A 17,345-nucleotide genomic window follows, 5' to 3' on the forward strand; every position below is an offset into this window, starting at 1 on the left:
GCGATGACAACGATTTCCAAGCACCGCGCGTCGGCCAATCAGCCGGGTTCGGACGGCCTGACCGAGATGGCGTGGGACCCGATCACCCGCATCGTCGGCAGCCTCGGGATCTACACGAAGATCGATTTCAAGCAGAAGACGGTCGCCGAGTGCTACAGCACCTCGTCGATCTTCCGCGGGTACAGCCTGTTCATGAAGGGCAAGGACCCGCGCGACGCACACTTCATCACCAGCCGCATCTGCGGCATCTGCGGCGACAACCACGCAACCTGTTCGGTCTACAACCAGAACATGGCCTACGGCGTGCACCCGCCCGCGCTGGGCGAATGGATCATCAACCTCGGCGAGGCCGCCGAGTACATGTTCGACCACAACATCTTCCAGGAGAACCTGGTCGGAGTCGACTACTGCGAGCGGATGGTCCGCGAGACCAACCCCGGGGTGCTGGAGCTGGCCAACCGCACCGAGTCGCCTCACGCGGCCGACCACGGTTACAAGTTCATCGGCGACATCATGCGGGCGTTGAACCCGCTGGAGGGCGATTTCTACCGCGAAGCCCTGCAGGTCTCCCGGTACACCCGCGAGATGTTCTGCCTGATGGAAGGCCGCCACGTCCACCCGTCCACGCTGTACCCGGGCGGTGTCGGCACCACGCCGACCATCCAACTGATGACCGACTACCTGACCCGGTTGATGCGCTACATCGAGTTCATGAAGCGCGTGGTGCCGCTGCACGACGACCTGTTCGACTTCTTCTACCAGGCACTTCCCGGCTACGAGCAGGTCGGCCTGCGCCGCACGCAGTTGGTCTGCTGGGGCGCCTTGAACGACCCGCGCCACTGCGACTTCAAGTACGAGAACATGACCAACTGGGGCCGCAAGGCGTTCGTCAGTCCAGGCGTCGTGGTCGACGGCAAGCTGATCACCAACGACCTGGTGAACATCAACCTGGGCATCCGCATCCTGCTCGGCAGTTCGTACTACCAGAGCTGGGAGAGCGAGCCGATGTTCGTCGAGCGCGACGTGCTCGGCAACCCCGTCGACCGCAACCACCCGTGGAACCAGTCGACGATCCCGCGCCCGCAGAAGCGCGACTTCGACGACAAGTACAGCTGGGTCATGTCGCCGCGCTGGTTCGACGGGACCGATCACCTGGCCTGCGACACCGGCGGCGGTCCGATCGCCCGGCTGTGGGCGACCGCTCTCGGCGGTCTGGTCGACTGCGGTTATGTCAAGTCCACCGGGCACAGCGTCGTGATCAACCTGCCCAAGACCATGAACAAGCCCGAGGCAACGTTCGAGTGGAAGATCCCGCAGTGGAGCAACGCGCTGGAGCGCAATCGGGCGCGCACCTACTTCCAGGCGTACGCGGCAGGGTGCGCGATGTACTTCATCGAGCAGGCACTGGCGGAGGTGCGCGCCGGTAACACCAAGACGTGGAACTCGTTCACGGTTCCCGACGAGGCGTTCAGCTGCGGGTTCACCGAGGCCGTCCGCGGCGTGCTGAGCCACCACATGGTGATCAAGAAGGGCAAGATCGCCAACTACCACCCGTACCCGCCCACGCCGTGGAACGCCAGCGTGCGCGACGTCTACGGGACTCCAGGTCCTTACGAGGACGCGGTGCAGAACACCCCGATCTTCGAGGAGAACCCACCGGACAACTTCAAGGGCATCGACATCATGCGAGCGGTTCGCAGCTTCGACCCGTGCCTGCCTTGCGGCGTGCACATGTACCTGGGCGACGGCAAGACCATCAAGACCGTCCACAACCCGGCGATGATGCAGCAGACGCTGGCAACCTGATGGGCAGTCAGGCCGAGGAGATCGGCGAGCGGGTCGAGTCGCTGTTGGCTCAACTCGCTCGCCAGGGCGGGAAGCGCGCCGCGGCGACAGCCGAAGAGCTGATCGGCCTGCTGGTCGACTACTACGGATCGGGACTTGCCAACGTCGTCGAGATTGTCGTGGCGGCCGACCCGGCATTGCTGCTCACGTTGGCGCAGGATCCGTTGGTCGAGAGCCAGTTGATCCTGCACGGGCTGCACCCCGTCGAGGTCGACGTCCGGATCGAGCAGGCGCTGGACAAGGTGCGGCCCTATCTCGGCTCGCACGCCGGCGGCGTCGCCTACCTGGGCATCGACGGTGCCGGGGTGGCCCACCTGCGCTTGGACGGCAGCTGCCACGGATGTCCGTCCTCGACGGTCACCGTGCGGATGACGATCGAGGAGGCCGTGCTCAAAGCGGCCCCCGAGGTAGCCGGCATCGAGGTCGAGGGCCAGTCGACGCCACCGGAGCGGCTGCTCCAGATCGGGCGTGGCCCGGGCCTGGAGGCAGCGCTTCCCGGCCCGCGCTGGCGGGCGGTGCCGACGGCCGAGCTGCCTACGGTCGGACGCTTCGGCGCGGTGCGCCTGGACCAGGCGCAGTTGTTGATCTGCCGGTTGGGCGAGAGCCTCTACGCCTACGCCGACACCTGTGCCACGTGCGGATCGGTGCTGAGTGCTGTCGGGTCCGGATTGAGCGGCGACTTGTTGCAGTGCGGTTCGTGCGCCGCTCGCTACGACCTCCGACTGGCGGGCAAGGCCCAGGACGGCACCGGCCGACACCTCGCGCCGTTCCCCTTGCTCGACGACGACGCCGGGGTCCGGGTGGCACTGACCGCGGAGATCGGAGTCTGACGGTCGGCGAACGGAGGAGATGAGATGAGCAACGCACCCGGCCTGCACCGGTTCGTGGCGCGGAGGACGACTTCCCTACCGGTCCGGTTCGCTGAACGCGCACCGCGGCCGCTCGGTGAGTTCTGCGAGATGTGCGGCCTCGACGTGTCCGACGAGCACTCCCACGTGGTCGACATCGACAGCAGGCGCCTGCTGTGCACGTGCCGACCGTGTGCCCTGCTGTTCACCGCCACGGGCGCCAGCCGTGGCCACTACCGGGCAGTGCCCGAGCGATATCTGACTGACCCTCAGTTGCACCTGTCCGCCGAACACTGGGAACAGTTGCAGGTACCGGTCGCGATCGCCTTCTTCTTCCACAACTCGGTGGTGGACCGAATCGTCGCGCACTACCCGAGCCCGGCAGGTGCCACCGAGTCGCTGTTGGACCTCTCCGCCTGGGAGGCCGTCTGGGCCGACAACCTGCTGGTCGCCGCGATGCTCCCCGACATCGAGGCGTTGGTGGTGCGGCGCGATCGGGCAGGCCGGCACGAGTGCTACCTGATACCGATCGACGCCTGCTACGAACTCGTCGGCAAGGTGCGGATGCACTGGAGCGGCTTCGACGGCGGCGCTGAGGTCAAAGCCGACCTCGACGCCTTCTTCGACCGCGTCCGCGACCGGGCGCAGGTCGTGACGGCCGAGGACATCGAGACGGCGGGAACCCGTGGCTGACCTGTCCTTCCAGTGCCTGGGCGTGGCTGCCGACATCTACGCGGCCGGTCCCACGTTGAACATCCGCCTGCGGGTCACCGAACGGAGCGGGGCGAAGGTTCACGCCATCGCGCTACGGGCTCAGTTGCGGATCGAACCGCAGAAGCGCCGGTACAGCCCTACCGAGGCCGCGAACCTCGGCGATCTGTTCGGCGCCACCACCCGATGGGCCGACACACTGCGTCCGTTGCAGTTCGCCACCGTGCCCGCGATGGTCCCCGGGTTCAGCGACTCGTGCGACTTCGATCTCCCGGTGCCGTGCACCTACGACCTGGAGATCGCGGCCACCACCTACTTCCACGCCCTCGACGAAGGCGACATCCCGCTGATGCTGCTGTTCAGCGGGACGGTGTTCACCAAGGGCGAGACGGGCTTCAGCGTGGCCCCGGTCTCCTGGCAGGCGGAGGCGCCATGCCTGGTCCCGATCGGCGTCTGGCGCGAGATGATGGACCGGTTCTTCCCGAACTGCGGATGGATCCGGCTGTCCCGCGACACCCTGCAGACCTTGGGCGCATTCAAGAACCGCCGGGCGATCCCCACGTGGGAACAGGCGATCACCACACTGCTCGACGAGGTGGCCGGGATCGATGAGCTGCCGGGACCTGATCAGGTTCCGGGGCTCGCCGGGACGCCGGACCGCACCGAAGCGCGAGAAACCGCATGACAACCACAACCGACCCGTTTGCCGGTGCCCGGGCCGTCGCCGATGCCGTCCTGTACGAGGGCTACGTGCTCTACCCCTACCGGGCGTCCTCGGCGAAGAACCGGACCCGCTGGCAGTTCGGCGTGCTGATGTCGCCGGCGTACGCCGCAGCCGACCCGTCCGAGCGGTCCCGATGCCGTACCGAGGTCGTCACCGAGGCCCCCGATTCGGCGCGGCTGACCGTCGAGATCCGATTCCTGCACGTGATCCGCCGCACCGGGGGCGGCCAACCCGACTGGGACGAAACTCTCGAGCGCGAGGTCTGCTTACGCTGCGCCGTCTCCGAGCTGCGTGCCGGAGTCAGACACGAGTTCGAGTTCGACGGCGACGAGCGGAGCGAGGCTGGAGTGCACCGGCTGTGCCGGACCGTTCGTGGGGCGGTCTCGGTGAGCGTCACGGAGCTGCCCGGGCCCTACGGCGCAGTGCGGTTGGCCGTAGAGGTCGCCAACCTCAGCCGAGGCGGTGGAGCGGATCGGGATGAGGCCTTGTCCCGCGCCCTGATCGCCGCGCACACCTTGCTCGCACTCGATGCCGGCCATTTCCTGTCGATGACCGACCCACCGGAATGGGCACGTCCGTTGGTCGACTCCTGCACCAACGAAGGCACTTGGCCCGTGCTCGCGGGTGGGTCACAACGCCCGGCTGCGGTGGTGCTCTCCTCGCCGATCATCCTGGCCGACCATCCCGAGATTGCCCCGGAGAGCCCGGAAAACCTTTACGACGCCTGCGAGATCGATGAGATCCTGACGCTGCGCACCATGACCTTGACCGAGGATGAGAAGGCACAGGCCCGGGCGACCGACCCCCGTGCTGCCGCGGTCATCGACCACGTCGAGACCCTTCCCGCGGACCAGTTGGACCGGCTGCACGGCGCGCTGCGCTACCTGCGGCAGGTGACCGGGGAGACCGGCGACGGAACCGGGGTCGCACCCGGCGGACCGGCCGCGCAGGAGGACCTGCCGACGTACTTCACCCCCGACGCACCCTGGTGGGACCCCGGGGCCGACGCCTCCGTCGACCCGGAGACCGACTCCGTGCTGATCGATGGCGTCGTGGTGGCCCGCGGCAGCCGCGTGCGCCTGCGGCCGGGCGCGGCCGGGCGCCGAACCGACGCCCAGGACCTGTTCCTGGCCGGGCGGACCGCGACGGTCGAATGCGTGCTGTTCGACGTCGACGGAAAGCGCCATCTCGGCGTTACCCCGGACGACGACGCGGAACTTGCGGAGATCTCCCGGTGGCACGGCCGGTACCTGTACTTCGACCCCGACGAGGTCGAACTGGTGATCCCGTCATGAAGGCCCTGATCGCGGGTGTCGGCAACATTTTCCTGACCGACGACGGATTCGGCCCCGAGGTACTGCGGCAGTTCAGCGGTTCGGAACTACCGCCGGAGTTCACGGCTGTCGACTTCGGCATCCGTGGCCTGCACCTGACCTACGAATTGCTCGAGGGCTACGACGTTCTCGTGATCGTCGACGCCGCACCCCGCGGTGAGGCCCCGGGGACCGTCACCCTGGTGGAGGTGGACCCGGCCGGCGTCGGAGCTCCGGAGGACGGCCCACTGCTGGACGCGCACGGGATGGAACCAGTCGCGATCCTGCGCACGCTCGGCTCGTTGGGCGGCCGGGTGGACCGGATTTACGTGCTGGCCTGCGAACCGGCGGTCACCGCCGAAGGTATGGGCCTGACCCCAGTGGTGGCCGCCGCGGTGCCGGAATCGGTGGCTGCCCTGCGCGGTCTCGTCGAGCGCCTGGCCGCCGAGACGCGGCCGAATGTCGGAAGAACAACTGTCGAGGAGGTGTCAACGTGATCGTTCGCCTGATCAAGGCCCTGCTGCTCGCGGCGACGGTGGCTGCGGTGGTGCAGTCGCTGCCGGACATCAAGCGCTACCTGGAGATTCGGGAGATGTGACTGTGCCGCCCCCCGACCCGGGGCGCGGGTCCGTCCGTTGCGCTGCGAGAACGGAGTTCTGATGGAGACGTTGGTCGGCTTCGCGGTCGGGTTCCTCGTCGGCACCAGGGAGGGCAAGGAGGGGATGGCCCGGATCTGCTCGGCCTGTGCCGGGATCAAGGAGTCGGCGGAGGTGAAGCGGTGGGTCGGCGGGGCGCTGGCGGTCGCCGTGCCGATCGCACGGGACCTGTCGCGTCTGGGCCGGGCGGCCTGATCGCCCACGGCCGGGCAGATTTCCCGACGGCAGCAACTGCGCTCGGGACAGCCCGCGGAACCGGCGAGGAAGGACTGTTTCCGGCCACGGTCGGTGACGAACTGCAGAGAGAGGTTGCCACGCCCAACGTAGCCAGTGAGCGCGCGGTCGAACGCTGTCGGCATCGGGTGCAGGTGCGGGGCCTGGTGCAAGGCGTCGGGTTCCGGCCGTTCGTCTATGCCTCAGCGCGAGAACTCGGGCTGTCCGGATCGGTTGCCAACGGCCCGGACGGAGTGACGATAGAGGTGGAGGGCAGCCCGCCCGCGCTGGCCAGGTTCACCGAGCGGATCCGCTCGGATGCTCCCCCGCTCGCGGCGGTGACCGAGGTGACGGTCAGTCAGATCCCCTGCAGTGGCGGCACCGGGTTCACGATCGCCGCTTCCCAGGGCGGGCCGGCGCGCACTCTCGTCTCCCCCGACATCGCCACCTGTGACGACTGTCTGGCCGAACTTCGCGACCCGGCCGACCGTCGGTACCGACACGCGTTCATCAGCTGCACGAACTGCGGCCCGCGGTTCACCGTGATCGTCGACCTGCCCTACGACCGGCCGGCCACCACGATGGCCGACCTCCCGCTGTGCGCGACCTGCGCCGGCGAGTACGCCGACCCGGCCGACCGCCGGTTCCACGCGCAGACCGTGGCCTGCCGCGACTGCGGACCGCAACTTCGGCTGCACCGACCGGGCGCACCTGACGTGTCCGGCGACGCCGCGTTGGCCGCGACGCGGGAATTGCTGGCCGGCGGGGCGATCGTCGCCGTGAAAGGTCTCGGCGGATACCACCTGGCCTGCGCCGCGGACGACGAGACTGCCGTGGCCGGCCTGCGCAAACGGAAGGACCGCGGCGACAAGCCGTTCGCGGTGATGGTCCGGGACGTCCCCACCGCCGTTGCACTGGCCGTGTTGGGTCCCGTCGAGAGGGAGCTTCTCTCCGACCCGCGCCGCCCGGTTGTGCTGCTGCGCCGCCGGGCGACGGACCTGGTCGCAGCGAGCGTCGCGCCGCAGCATCCCGACCTCGGCGTCATGCTGCCTTACACCCCGGTGCACCATCTGTTGTTCGGCCTGCCCGGTGACCCGCCCGGTCCCCGGGCGCTGGTGATGACCAGCGGCAACCTCGCCGGTGAACCGATCGTCATCGACGACGGCGCCGCCCTCGACCGACTGGCCGGAATCGCCGAGGCCTGGCTGAGCCACGACCGCCCGATCCATGTGCCGTGCGACGACTCGGTGGTCCGCCTCGCGGCCGGCGTCCAACTACCGGTGCGCCGCTCCCGCGGCTACGCGCCGATGCCGATCGCGCTGCCGGTCCCGGTCCGCCCGACCCTGGCCGTCGGCGGCGATCTGAAGAACACGTTCGCGGTCGGCGACGGGCGCTTCGCCTGGCTGTCCGCACACGTCGGCGACATGGACGACCTGGCGACCCAGCAGGCGTTCGAGGCGGCCACCGAGCACCTCGCCACCTTGACCGGCGTCCGACCGGAACTGCTCGTCTGCGACGCCCATCCCGGCTACCGGAGCACCGCCTGGGCGCGGCGGCACGCGGGCGACCGCGAAGTACGAAAGGTGGCGCACCACCACGCGCACATCGCCTCAGCGATGGCCGAGAACGGGCACGACGGCACCACGCGGGTGCTCGGGTTCGCCTTCGACGGCACGGGCTACGGCGCCGACTGCGCGGTGTGGGGTGGCGAGGTGCTGGTCGCGGACTACGCGGGCTACGAACGCGCCGCGCACCTGGCCTACGTGCCGCTGCCGGGCGGGGACGCCGGGGTGCGCAACCCGTGCCGAATGGCGCTGTCGCACCTGCGCGCGGCGGGGGTGGACTGGGATCCGCGGCTGCCCTGCGTTGCCGCGTGCGACCCGGTCGAGCGCAACCTGATGGCCCGTCAGTTGGAGACCGGGGTGGCGTGCGCGCCGACCTCAAGCATGGGGCGGTTGTTCGACGCGATGTCCTCGCTGGCCGGGGTCTGCCACCGGGTGGCCTACGAGGCCGAGGCCGCGATGCGGTTCGAGGAACTGGCCGCCGCGGCCCTGCCCGAGGCCGGGGCCCCCTACCGGTTCGGGATCGAGACCGGTGTACCACGGCAACTGAGGGCGGCACCGGTGGTGGCCGCCGCCGCCGCGGACGTGCTGGCCGGGACCCCGGCCGAGGTGATCGCGGCCCGGTTCCACCTCGCCGTCGCCGATCTGGTGACGCGTACCGCCGTCGCCCTGCGTGCCGCCGGCGCCCCGGACACCGTCGCGCTGTCGGGCGGTGTGTTCCTGAACGCCTTGCTCACCACGCTGTGCGTGCGGTCGTTGGCCGACGCCGGCTTCCGTGTGCTGCGCCACAGCCGAGTGCCACCCAGCGACGCTGGTCTCGCGCTCGGCCAACTGGTGGTGGCCGCCCGGACCCCGCCTTGAGGCGAGCTGACCCCCCGTCACTTCGGCGCTTCGAGAAGGAGTACAGCATGTGCCTGGCAGTCCCGGGAAAGGTCACCCGGATCTGGGAAGCGGCCGACGGCCGGATGGCGGAGGTCAACTTCGGCGGCGTCCTCAAGGAGGTCTGCCTGGAGTTCGTCCCGGACCTCGAGATCGGCGAGTACACGATCGTGCACGTCGGCTTCGCACTGCAGCGCCTCGACGAAACGTCCGCGTTGGAGACGCTCGCGCTGTTCCAACGGATGGGTGAACTGGAGGCCGAGTTCGGTGACGCCTGGGCGCGCGCCGCGGCCGAGGCAAGCGGCGAGGAGAGGAGCAACCGATGAGGTACCTCGAGGAGTTCCACGACCCGGAGCTGGCCCGGAACCTGGTCGACGACATCCACGCGACCGCTACTCGACAATGGTCGATCATGGAGGTCTGCGGCGGGCAGACCCACTCGATAATCCGCCACGGCATCGACCAGCTGATCTCCGATCAGGTCGACTTGGTCCACGGCCCGGGCTGTCCCGTCTGCGTCACCCCGTTGGAGCTGATCGACAAGGCCCTGGAGATCGCTTCCCGCCCCGGCGTCATCTTCTGCTCGTTCGGCGACATGCTGCGGGTACCCGGGACCGACCGGGACCTGTTCCGGGTCAAGAGCGAGGGCGCTGACGTCCGGGTGGTGTACTCCCCGCTGGACGCGCTGCGACTCGCCGCCGAGAACCCCGACCGCGAGGTCGTGTTCTTCGGGATCGGCTTCGAGACCACCGCGCCACCGAACGCGATGACGGTGTACCAGGCTGCGCGGCGCGGTATCCGCAACTTCACCATGCTGGTCTCGCACGTGCTGGTCCCGCCTGCCATCGAGGCGATCATGTCCGCGCCGAACTGCCGGGTGCAGGCGTTCCTGGCCGCCGGCCACGTCTGCAGCGTGATGGGCACCGAGCAGTACCCGCCGCTGGTCGAGCGGTTCGGGATGCCGATCGTGGTCACCGGCTTCGAACCGTTGGACATCCTGGAAGGGATCCGACGGGCCGTTCGACAGCTCGAGAGCGGCGAGGCAAGACTCGAGAACGCGTATGAACGCGCGGTCCCGTCGACCGGGAACCCGACCGCCAGGGCGCTGCTGGAGGAGGTCTTCGAGGTCACCGACCGCGGCTGGCGAGGCATCGGCACGATCCCGGCCAGTGGGTGGCGTCTGGCCCCCCGCTACCGCGAGTTCGACGCCGAGCACCGGTTCGACGTCACCGGCATCTCCGTGACCGAGTCGGCGCTGTGCCGCAGCGGCGAGGTGCTGCAGGGCTTCATCAAGCCGCACGAGTGTGCCGCGTTCGGCAAGGAGTGCACCCCGCGCAACCCTCTGGGCGCGACGATGGTCTCCAGCGAGGGCGCCTGCGCCGCCTACTACCTGTACCGGCGCCTGACTCCGCAGCGGGAGGTGAGCGGCGTTGGCTGAGTCCGTCCTCGACCTGTCGGCCTGGACCTGCCCGCTGCCGCTGCGCGACAGCCCGAAGGTCGTGATGGGCCACGGCGGCGGTGGGCAGCTGTCCGCCGAACTGGTCGACCACCTCTTCGTGCCGGCCTTCGCCGGCGACCACCCCGTGATCCTGGGCGACTCGGCGGTGGTCGAGTTGGGCGGGGCCCGGCTGGCATTCTCGACCGACACCTACGTGGTCCGCCCGCTGTTCTTCCCCGGCGGCTCGATCGGCGAGCTCGCGGTCAACGGCACGGTCAACGACCTGGCCTGCAGCGGCGCCGTGCCGGCGGTCCTGTCCTGCGGTTTCGTGCTCGAGGAGGGAACCGACCTGAGCCTGGTCGGCCGCATCGCCGAGGCGATGGGTGCGGCGGCCCGGGCCGCCGGGGTCCGGATCGTGACCGGCGACACGAAAGTCGTCGACGCCGGTCACGGCGACGGCGTCTACGTGAACACCGCCGGCATCGGCCTGGTGCCGGACGGGATCGACATCCGTCCGGACCGGGCGGCTCTCGGTGACGTGGTCATCGTCAGCGGCCCGATCGGCCAGCACGGCGTGGCGATCATGAGCGTGCGTGAGGGCCTGGAGTTCGGCAGCCAGATCGTCAGCGACACCGCCCCGCTGGCCGGGTTGGTCGCGGCGATGCTAGCCGCCGAGCCCGACGTCCACGTTCTGCGCGACCCGACCCGAGGCGGGCTGGCCACCACGCTGAACGAGATCGCGACCGCCTCCCGGGTGGGCATCCGCCTGGAGGAACGAGCGATCCCGGTGCCATCGGAGGTCGCCAACGCCTGCGCGTTGCTCGGCCTCGACCCGATGTACGTGGCCAACGAGGGAAAGCTGGTGGCGTTCGTCCCGGCCGCCTCGGCCGAGGCGGTGCTGGCCGCGATGCGCGAGCACCCGGCCGGCCACGGTGCGACGGTGATCGGCGAGTGCGTCGCGGATCACCCGGGAATTGTGGTGGCCCGCACGACATTCGGCGCGACCCGCGTGGTCGACATGCCGCTCGGCGAGCAGTTGCCACGCATCTGCTGAACGCGCGTCGGAGGAGCCTCGGCACCCGCGGCTCCTCCGACGCAGTGCTGACGGGTGATCAGATGCCGTGCAGCGTGGCGGGATCCACGTCGACCCGGCGGGAGGCACGGAAGGCGGTCACGAGCACGATCGCCACCAGGAACAGCCCGGTGGTCGTCCCGGTTCCCAGCCCCACGCCGCCGTCGGACCGCGCGGCCCGCACCCAGTCGCCTAGGTCGGCGCCGAACGAACCGGTGAGGACGAAGGCGATCCAGAAGCTGATCGAGACGTACGCACCGAACCGGTGGGCGATGAGCACTGCGGCGCAGGCGAAAGCGGGCATCAGCATCGTGCCGAACGGCGAGGCGGAGACGTCTTGCACGGCCCAGACCCGGCCGGTCTCGCCGAGCACGAAGCTGACCAGGACGGCCGTCCAGTAGCACCCCTCCCGCTCGAGTGAGTTGACGCGGTCCAACGAGAGCGTGCCCGCCAGGGCCTGCCAGGCAGCGAGCACGGCGGCCAGCAGCAGGGCCAGCAGGACGGTCGCCGCGGACGGTGTCACGCCCCAGTCGTCGGTGAGCACGGTGGTGAAGCAGGTCGCGAACGCACCGGCCATCGTGACGGCCAGCCAGTAGGCCTCGGGCACGTACCGGTCGAGCGAGAGTTGGAAGAGCAGGACGGCGGCGAAGGCGGCCAGGAAGATGACGGCCGTGGTCTTCGAGCTCGCGCCGGCGATGCCGGACACGGCCTCGGCGAAGGTGGCTCCCACGGTCAGGCAGAGGATCTTGATGATCCAGAAGAAGGCGTCGACCTCGGGCAGCTTCTCGATCACACCGCCCGGGCGGTGCCGCCGGGCGGCGGCGAATGTGGTCGTCATGACCACGAGGGTGACCGTCCTGGGCCCGCGACGCGACGGGACGCGACACACCAGTGGGCAACGTTTCGCGCCTGTTCGCGCTCGCGTTCACCGGATTGGACCGCGCGGTCGCCGGGCGCCGGGCCCCGACACGCGATGTTCACCTGCCGGCGGCATTTTCGTCATCATGGGATCAGTGCGATCCTCGTGACGTACTTAGACTTCGCGGACGAATCGGTCCGTCGGTCGAACAGGCGGGGACGCATGAGCTTGTGGGGCAGGGCACGCGTACGGCTCAGTGCCGCGACGGCGGTGATCGTGGTCGCCTCGTTGGCGGGCACCGGCGCCGCGGCTTCGGCCACGGGCTCGTCGGACCACGCCAGGATCGGCCACGTCTGGACGATCCTGCTGGAGAACAAGTCCTACGAGGCGACGTTCTCCGGGCTGAACCAGAACGACTACCTGTGGAAGACGCTGCCCAGCTACGGCGAGTTGCTCGCTCAGTACTACGGCACCGGGCACTACAGCCTGGACAACTACATCAGCCTGGTCGGCGGTCAGGCACCCGCGCCGGACAACCAGGCCGACTGCCCGACCTACAAGGACGTCGCGCCAGGCACCCCGGCCCAGGATGGCCAGGTCCACGCCACCAGCGGCTGCGTGTACCCGCGCCCGGTGCGTACCCTGTTCAACCAGCTCGACGAGCAGGACGTGTCCTGGAAGATCTACGCCCAGGACATGGGCCGCGCTCCCGGCCGCGAGGACCCCTACCGCTGCGGGATACCCGGCGACCCGAGCGGGGACGGCGTCAAGGACATCGGCGGCGCGGCAGCCGACGACCAGTACGTCCCAAAACACAACCCGGCGGCGTGGTTCCACTCGGTGATCGACAACCCGGACGACTGCGCCCGCGTCGTCCCGCTCGACGGTCTGCCGGCCTCCGGTGAACACGCGGCGCGGAGCGGGATGGCCGAGGACCTGAAGTCCGAGGACACCACCCCGGAATTCTCCTGGATCACCCCGGACAACTGTTCCGATGCCCACGACTCGACGTGTCTGGGCGACAACCTGTCCGGCGACCCGAACAACCACCAGGGTGGCCTGTACGCGGCGGACCTGTTCCTGCAGCGGGTGATCCCGCAGATCATGAGCTCGCGGGCGTTCCAGCACGACGGCCTGATCCAGATCCTGTTCGACGAGGCGTTCCCGCCGTACAAGATGTACGGCAACTCGATCGCCGATTTCACCGGAAACGCCAAGTCGGAGCTGAACACCCCGACCGACGTCGCACAGTCGGTCGTGGCCTGCTGCAACGAGCTGCCCGGCCCGAACACCAGCCAGCCGGGCTACCGGGCCTTCGGTCAGGACACCACGCCGGGCGGCGGGATCACCGGCGCGGTACTCATCTCCCGGTTCATCAAGCCGGGTTCGGTGAGCAACCAGCCGTACAACCACTACAGCTGGCTGCGCAGCATGGAGAACATCTTCCACACCGACGGCGGCACTGACGGCGACGGCCACCTGGGCTACGCGGGCGCCTACGGGCTGCGGCCGTTCGGCGGCGATGTGTTCAACAACCCCTCGGGGCACGCGCTGAAACCCGCGCCCAGCGGGTCGATCGTGTACCCCGCGGTGGCCGACCCGTGGGCGGTCGGCAGCCCGACCGTGCCGGCCGGCAGCCCTTACGGCGAGGACCGTTCCTCCGACGACGCATCGGGGCCCGACGACTCGGCAGTGGCGCCGTTGGCCCGCGCCGGGTCCTGAGTGACGACCCGCCGCGGGCTGCGCTCGGGCGCGGTCTGCGCGGCCGCGGTGCTGCTCCTGGCCGGCTGCGGTAGTTCCGCGGCTTCGGCGCCCGACACGGTCGCCAAGCTGGGGGCGGTGCCGATTCCGACGGCGCCCAGCGCGGCACCGCCACCGCAGGCCGACGAAGGTCATCCGCAACTGCTGGCCATGGGAGCGCCGGTGTACGTGACGCTGCCGGGCGCACGCGGTGTGATCGTGGCCACCGGTCCCTACTTCGCCGCCCCGCCGCTGCCAACCTCGGCCCCGGCCGCCCAGGACAACCCGGTGGTCGGCACGTTCACCCTGCACCTGACGGCCTGGTCCGGGTCGTTCCGAGTTGCGCTGGGAGACCTCAACTCACGCGACGAGCAAGGCCGCACCGTCGCGCTCACCGCGGTCGGTCCGGACTCGGTCCAGGTCAGCCCGGCCGCCCCGGCGAAGTTGGTCCTGCGGGCGCAGTACCACTCGGGCTCAGCACAACTGACGCTGCGTCACGACGGCAAGGTGCTGGCCGTCTGGGACTTCTCCGTCGAACTCGACTGAGCCCAGCGAGGTGTGCCCGAGCGCCGCTGACCGGGCACCGGCCCCGGCACCTCGTGCATGCAGACCTCACAGACGAACACCTGCTCGCCCAGGCACACGATGTGCTGCTCCAGGTCGACCCCGCAGAACGGGCACACCTGCGCACCGGCTCGCGGATCTGCGACCGAATCCTGGTACATCTTCCCTCCCCTCACCGGGGTGCACCGGAACGGCCGCGCTGCCGACCGGCACTCCCCGCCATCGCGAACGCTCCCCACGCCCGCGGGCTTCCGGCCGGCGAACCGACCTGATTCGAGCCTAAGCACGCCGGGTTACCGGAACCTGCAAGGGGTGTGAACGGGACGAGTCGTTACTCAGCTGTGATCGCGGCGCGCCGCGGGTGCTCAGTCGTCGTCGCCGTCGCCGCCAGCACGGGCGACCGGCATCGCCGCGAGCCTGTGGCGCGGCGCGGGCATCGGCGAGCGGGGGCCGCGGATGCTCTGCCAAATCGCCTCGTTGAAGGTCTGCGGGTCGATCTGGTCCTCGACGTCCAGGCGTTGCCGCGCCGAGATCGCTGCCAAGGGCGAGGAGTCGGTGTTCGCCTCCTCACCGGCGAACGGCGGTCGGGTGTACCGGTACGGCGTGAGATCCGGACGGGTCACGAATGCCGCGGTCATCGGGGTGGCGAAGGCGTCGAACCGGGTCATCGGGCCGATGCCGACGACGTCCTCGATCGTGGCCAGCATCGAGGCGGTCGAGTAGAACGTGGAATCCACTGCCCCGGTGTGCGTCCACGGACTGATCAGCAGCGCGAGCGTGCGGTGTGCGTCCACATGGTCCGGGCCGTTCTGGGCGTCGTCCTCGGTGACGAAGATCGCCGTGGAAGCCCAGTCCCTGGAGTGCGTAACTGTCTCGACCAGTTTGCCCAGCGCAAGGTCGTTGTCGGCCACGTAGGACCGCGGCGTCGGCATTCCCGGCTTGGTCCCGGACGTGTGGTCGTTGGGCAGGCGCATCAACTCGACGGTTGGCAGCGAGTCGGTGGCTTCGTAGTGCGCGTACTCGCGGCGCCACTCGTCGATGCGATCCACGCCGCATTTGGCGCGCGGCTGGAAGGTGTCGGCGTTGTCCGGGCAGTTCAGGTCGAACGCGCGGAACGCGTGGTCGGTGTTCGCGTCGAGCACCGGGTCGACGGCGTGGAATGCGCCGGCCTTGTCGGGGCTGACGTAGAAGCCGTAGTTGCGGAACGACACGTGGGCATCGGCCAGGCGGTCCCAGATGTAGGCATCCTTCGGGTCGCGGTTCGGCGCCTCCTCCGGCTTTCCGCTCTCCGACGGGTACGGGCCCTTGCGGGCCGAGTAGTTCGCCGGCCAGAGGTGCTCGGTGTAGGGGTTGGAGTTGGCCGCGACCGTCCAGTTCCATCCCTGAGCGCTGACCTCGGCGTCGGCGTAGAAGTTGTCGAAGGTGACGTACCGGTAGGAAAGTTCGCGTTGGTTCGGCGCGCTGCCGTCCTCGAACAGGTCCAGCGTCGGGTCGCCGTCGCCCTTGCCCAGCGAACCGAGCACCTGGTCGAAGGTGCGGTTCTCCTGCACCAGGTAGACGACGTGCTTGATCGGGGGCAGGAACGACCGCACCGAGCGATGGCGGGCGGTGGAGTCGGCCGCGACCTGCGCCGTCCACTCCTCGAGTTGGTCGCTCGGGATCGGCGCACTGATCGTCGACAGCGTCCCGACGATCATCGCCCCGACGTAGGACTCCGGGTCGCGGACCGCGGAGACCGGCTCCGGGAAGTTGCCGAAGTCGTTGGGCCCGGACCCGTAGCCCTTCGCGTTGGCGACGAACAGGTGCGAGGTCGTGGCGACCACGGCGCTGGGGTACCAGCCCACCGGGATCGCCCCGCGCAGGTGGGCGGAGCGGGCGTCGATGACTGAGACGGCGTCGCCGCCCGAGTCCGCGACGTACAAGGCGGTTCCGTCCGGCGAGAGCGCCGGGGCGACCGGGGTCATGCCGACCAGGCCGTGGTGCCGAGTGGTCAGGTCCACGGTCGCGACCAGGGCGCGCCGGGCCGTGTCCACAACGCTGAGCTGGTCGCTGTCCGCGTCCGCGACCCAGAGCTTGCCGGTCCGCCGGTCCAAGGTCATCCCCAGCGGGTGGGTCCCGACCCGGACAGTGCCGACCGGCGCCGGTTCGCCGGACAGGCGGATCTCGGTGAGGTTGTCCCCGCCCTCGTCCGAAACCCAGGCGGTGCCGCCGTCCGACGTGATGGCGACGGCCGCGGGGCGGTGCCCGGCCGGGATCGTGCGGACGGCCGACGTGGTCAGGTCGACCACGGAGACCGAGTCGCCCAACAGGTCGGTGACGACCAGGCGGCGGCCGTCCGGGGTCACCGCCAGGCCGCCCGGGTAGAGCTTCGCGCCGTCGTTGGGCTGGGGTGCATCAGGTTTGCTGCCGGGCAGTTTCGGCAACTCCGGCAGGCCCGGCAGCAGCCGAATCGCGGGCGTCTCGACGAGGCGACCGCCCAGGACCTGGTAGGTGTGCACGGTCTCGTCGCCGCCCCCGGCGGCGTACAGGCGCGAACCGTCGGGGCTGAACGCGAGCCCGCGGAACAACGCTGCCGGCGATGTGTAGTCCAGGTGCTGCGTGATGTGCCCGGTGGCCGGGTCGATCACCTGCAACGACTGCAGACCCTCTCCGTCGTTGCTCGCGACCAGCATGGAGGCATCCGGCGACATCGCCAGCGCCAACGGCAGGTCACCGAGCCGGGTCTGCCGTCCGGCCGGGGTGATCCGGTAGCCGACCGAGGTGACCGCCACCTCCGGCCCTGGCTGGGACCTGCGCGCGCCGGCACCCGGCGCCGCCGCCAGCAGGGTCACGCTCAGGGCGCCGACGCCGATCACGGCCGCAGACTTCAGAACCGACACCAGTGCGCCACCCCCGGCCGGATCTCAGTCGGCGCCGATGTC

At 69.7% G+C, this 17,345-nt stretch carries 16 protein-coding genes; 13 read left to right on the plus strand and 3 right to left on the minus strand.

Features of this window, described 5'->3' with window-relative positions; genetic code table 11:
• Positions 1–3 precede the first annotated feature (3 nt).
• From VHU88_17730 to hypE, 11 genes are all read left to right on the plus strand, one after another.
• Positions 4–1,806, plus strand: coding sequence for a nickel-dependent hydrogenase large subunit (locus VHU88_17730; GenBank protein ID HEX3613534.1), 1,803 nt, complete (start codon positions 4–6; stop codon positions 1,804–1,806).
• Positions 1,806–2,675 (plus strand): NifU family protein, encoded by an 870-nt coding sequence (locus VHU88_17735; GenBank protein ID HEX3613535.1) that lies wholly within the window; start codon positions 1,806–1,808, stop codon positions 2,673–2,675. Before VHU88_17730 ends, VHU88_17735 begins: the two co-directional genes overlap by 1 nt.
• Positions 2,676–2,699: 24 nt before the next feature.
• The gene (locus tag VHU88_17740) at positions 2,700–3,386 is read left to right on the plus strand and encodes a DUF5947 family protein (protein HEX3613536.1); all 687 of its coding nucleotides are present in this window, start codon (positions 2,700–2,702) and stop codon (positions 3,384–3,386) included.
• Positions 3,379–4,089, plus strand: coding sequence for a DUF6084 family protein (locus tag VHU88_17745; GenBank protein ID HEX3613537.1), 711 nt, complete (start codon positions 3,379–3,381; stop codon positions 4,087–4,089). The genes VHU88_17740 and VHU88_17745 overlap by 8 nt, the downstream gene beginning before the upstream one ends.
• A complete protein-coding gene (locus tag VHU88_17750; GenBank protein ID HEX3613538.1) occupies positions 4,086–5,423 on the plus strand; it encodes a hypothetical protein in 1,338 nt (445 codons plus the stop codon). The genes VHU88_17745 and VHU88_17750 overlap by 4 nt, the downstream gene beginning before the upstream one ends.
• The gene (locus VHU88_17755; GenBank protein HEX3613539.1) at positions 5,420–5,938 is read left to right on the plus strand and encodes a hydrogenase maturation protease; all 519 of its coding nucleotides are present in this window, start codon (positions 5,420–5,422) and stop codon (positions 5,936–5,938) included. The genes VHU88_17750 and VHU88_17755 overlap by 4 nt, the downstream gene beginning before the upstream one ends.
• 162 nt (positions 5,939–6,100) lie before the next feature.
• Positions 6,101–6,292 carry a hypothetical protein gene (locus VHU88_17760; protein ID HEX3613540.1) on the plus strand — a complete coding sequence of 64 codons (192 nt, stop codon included), beginning with the start codon at positions 6,101–6,103 and terminating at the stop codon, positions 6,290–6,292.
• A gap of 173 nt (positions 6,293–6,465) precedes the next feature.
• Entirely contained in the window at positions 6,466–8,733 is a 2,268-nt protein-coding gene (gene hypF / locus VHU88_17765; GenBank protein HEX3613541.1) for a carbamoyltransferase HypF, read from the plus strand.
• Between the two features lie 47 nt (positions 8,734–8,780).
• A complete protein-coding gene (locus VHU88_17770; protein ID HEX3613542.1) occupies positions 8,781–9,077 on the plus strand; it encodes a HypC/HybG/HupF family hydrogenase formation chaperone in 297 nt (98 codons plus the stop codon).
• Entirely contained in the window at positions 9,074–10,189 is a 1,116-nt protein-coding gene (gene hypD / locus VHU88_17775) for a hydrogenase formation protein HypD (GenBank protein ID HEX3613543.1), read from the plus strand. Before VHU88_17770 ends, hypD begins: the two co-directional genes overlap by 4 nt.
• Complete coding sequence (gene hypE, locus VHU88_17780) at positions 10,182–11,243, plus strand: hydrogenase expression/formation protein HypE (GenBank protein HEX3613544.1); 1,062 nt, start codon at positions 10,182–10,184, stop codon at positions 11,241–11,243. The genes hypD and hypE overlap by 8 nt, the downstream gene beginning before the upstream one ends.
• A 58-nt stretch (positions 11,244–11,301) precedes the next feature.
• Here the strand turns inward: hypE and VHU88_17785 are convergent, their stop codons facing one another.
• A complete protein-coding gene (locus VHU88_17785) occupies positions 11,302–12,099 on the minus strand; it encodes a hypothetical protein (protein HEX3613545.1) in 798 nt (265 codons plus the stop codon).
• A 243-nt stretch (positions 12,100–12,342) separates the two neighbouring features.
• Here VHU88_17785 and VHU88_17790 point away from each other — a divergent pair, with 243 nt between their 5' ends.
• Positions 12,343–13,842 carry an alkaline phosphatase family protein gene (locus VHU88_17790; protein HEX3613546.1) on the plus strand — a complete coding sequence of 500 codons (1,500 nt, stop codon included), beginning with the start codon at positions 12,343–12,345 and terminating at the stop codon, positions 13,840–13,842.
• Entirely contained in the window at positions 13,843–14,406 is a 564-nt protein-coding gene (locus VHU88_17795; protein ID HEX3613547.1) for a hypothetical protein, read from the plus strand. It begins immediately after the preceding gene.
• On the opposite strand, the gene VHU88_17800 is transcribed toward VHU88_17795, so the two are convergent.
• Positions 14,355–14,585 carry a hypothetical protein gene (locus tag VHU88_17800; protein ID HEX3613548.1) on the minus strand — a complete coding sequence of 77 codons (231 nt, stop codon included), beginning with the start codon at positions 14,583–14,585 and terminating at the stop codon, positions 14,355–14,357. The two genes, VHU88_17795 and VHU88_17800, sit on opposite strands and share 52 nt — an antisense overlap.
• A gap of 204 nt (positions 14,586–14,789) precedes the next feature.
• Positions 14,790–17,303: an alkaline phosphatase family protein gene (locus tag VHU88_17805; GenBank protein HEX3613549.1), complete on the minus strand. Its 2,514-nt coding sequence runs from the start codon at positions 17,301–17,303 to the stop codon at positions 14,790–14,792.
• Positions 17,304–17,345: the final 42 nt, after the last annotated feature.

Source organism: Sporichthyaceae bacterium, assembly GCA_036269075.1.
GTDB lineage: Bacteria > Actinomycetota > Actinomycetes > Sporichthyales > Sporichthyaceae > DASQPJ01.

Bases quoted from the DNA above. Each gene is read 5' to 3' on its own strand.
- VHU88_17730 (HEX3613534.1), top strand. From the start codon at position 4: ATGACAACGATTTCCAAGCACCGCGCGTCGGCCAATCAGCCGGGTTCG.
- VHU88_17735 (HEX3613535.1), top strand. From the start codon at position 1,806: ATGGGCAGTCAGGCCGAGGAGATCGGCGAGCGGGTCGAGTCGCTGTTG.
- VHU88_17740 (HEX3613536.1), top strand. From the start codon at position 2,700: ATGAGCAACGCACCCGGCCTGCACCGGTTCGTGGCGCGGAGGACGACT.
- VHU88_17750 (HEX3613538.1), top strand. From the start codon at position 4,086: ATGACAACCACAACCGACCCGTTTGCCGGTGCCCGGGCCGTCGCCGAT.
- VHU88_17755 (HEX3613539.1), top strand. From the start codon at position 5,420: ATGAAGGCCCTGATCGCGGGTGTCGGCAACATTTTCCTGACCGACGAC.
- VHU88_17760 (HEX3613540.1), top strand. From the start codon at position 6,101: ATGGAGACGTTGGTCGGCTTCGCGGTCGGGTTCCTCGTCGGCACCAGG.
- VHU88_17770 (HEX3613542.1), top strand. From the start codon at position 8,781: ATGTGCCTGGCAGTCCCGGGAAAGGTCACCCGGATCTGGGAAGCGGCC.
- hypD (HEX3613543.1), top strand. From the start codon at position 9,074: ATGAGGTACCTCGAGGAGTTCCACGACCCGGAGCTGGCCCGGAACCTG.
- VHU88_17785 (HEX3613545.1), bottom strand. From the start codon at position 12,099: ATGACGACCACATTCGCCGCCGCCCGGCGGCACCGCCCGGGCGGTGTG.
- VHU88_17790 (HEX3613546.1), top strand. From the start codon at position 12,343: ATGAGCTTGTGGGGCAGGGCACGCGTACGGCTCAGTGCCGCGACGGCG.
- VHU88_17800 (HEX3613548.1), bottom strand. From the start codon at position 14,585: ATGTACCAGGATTCGGTCGCAGATCCGCGAGCCGGTGCGCAGGTGTGC.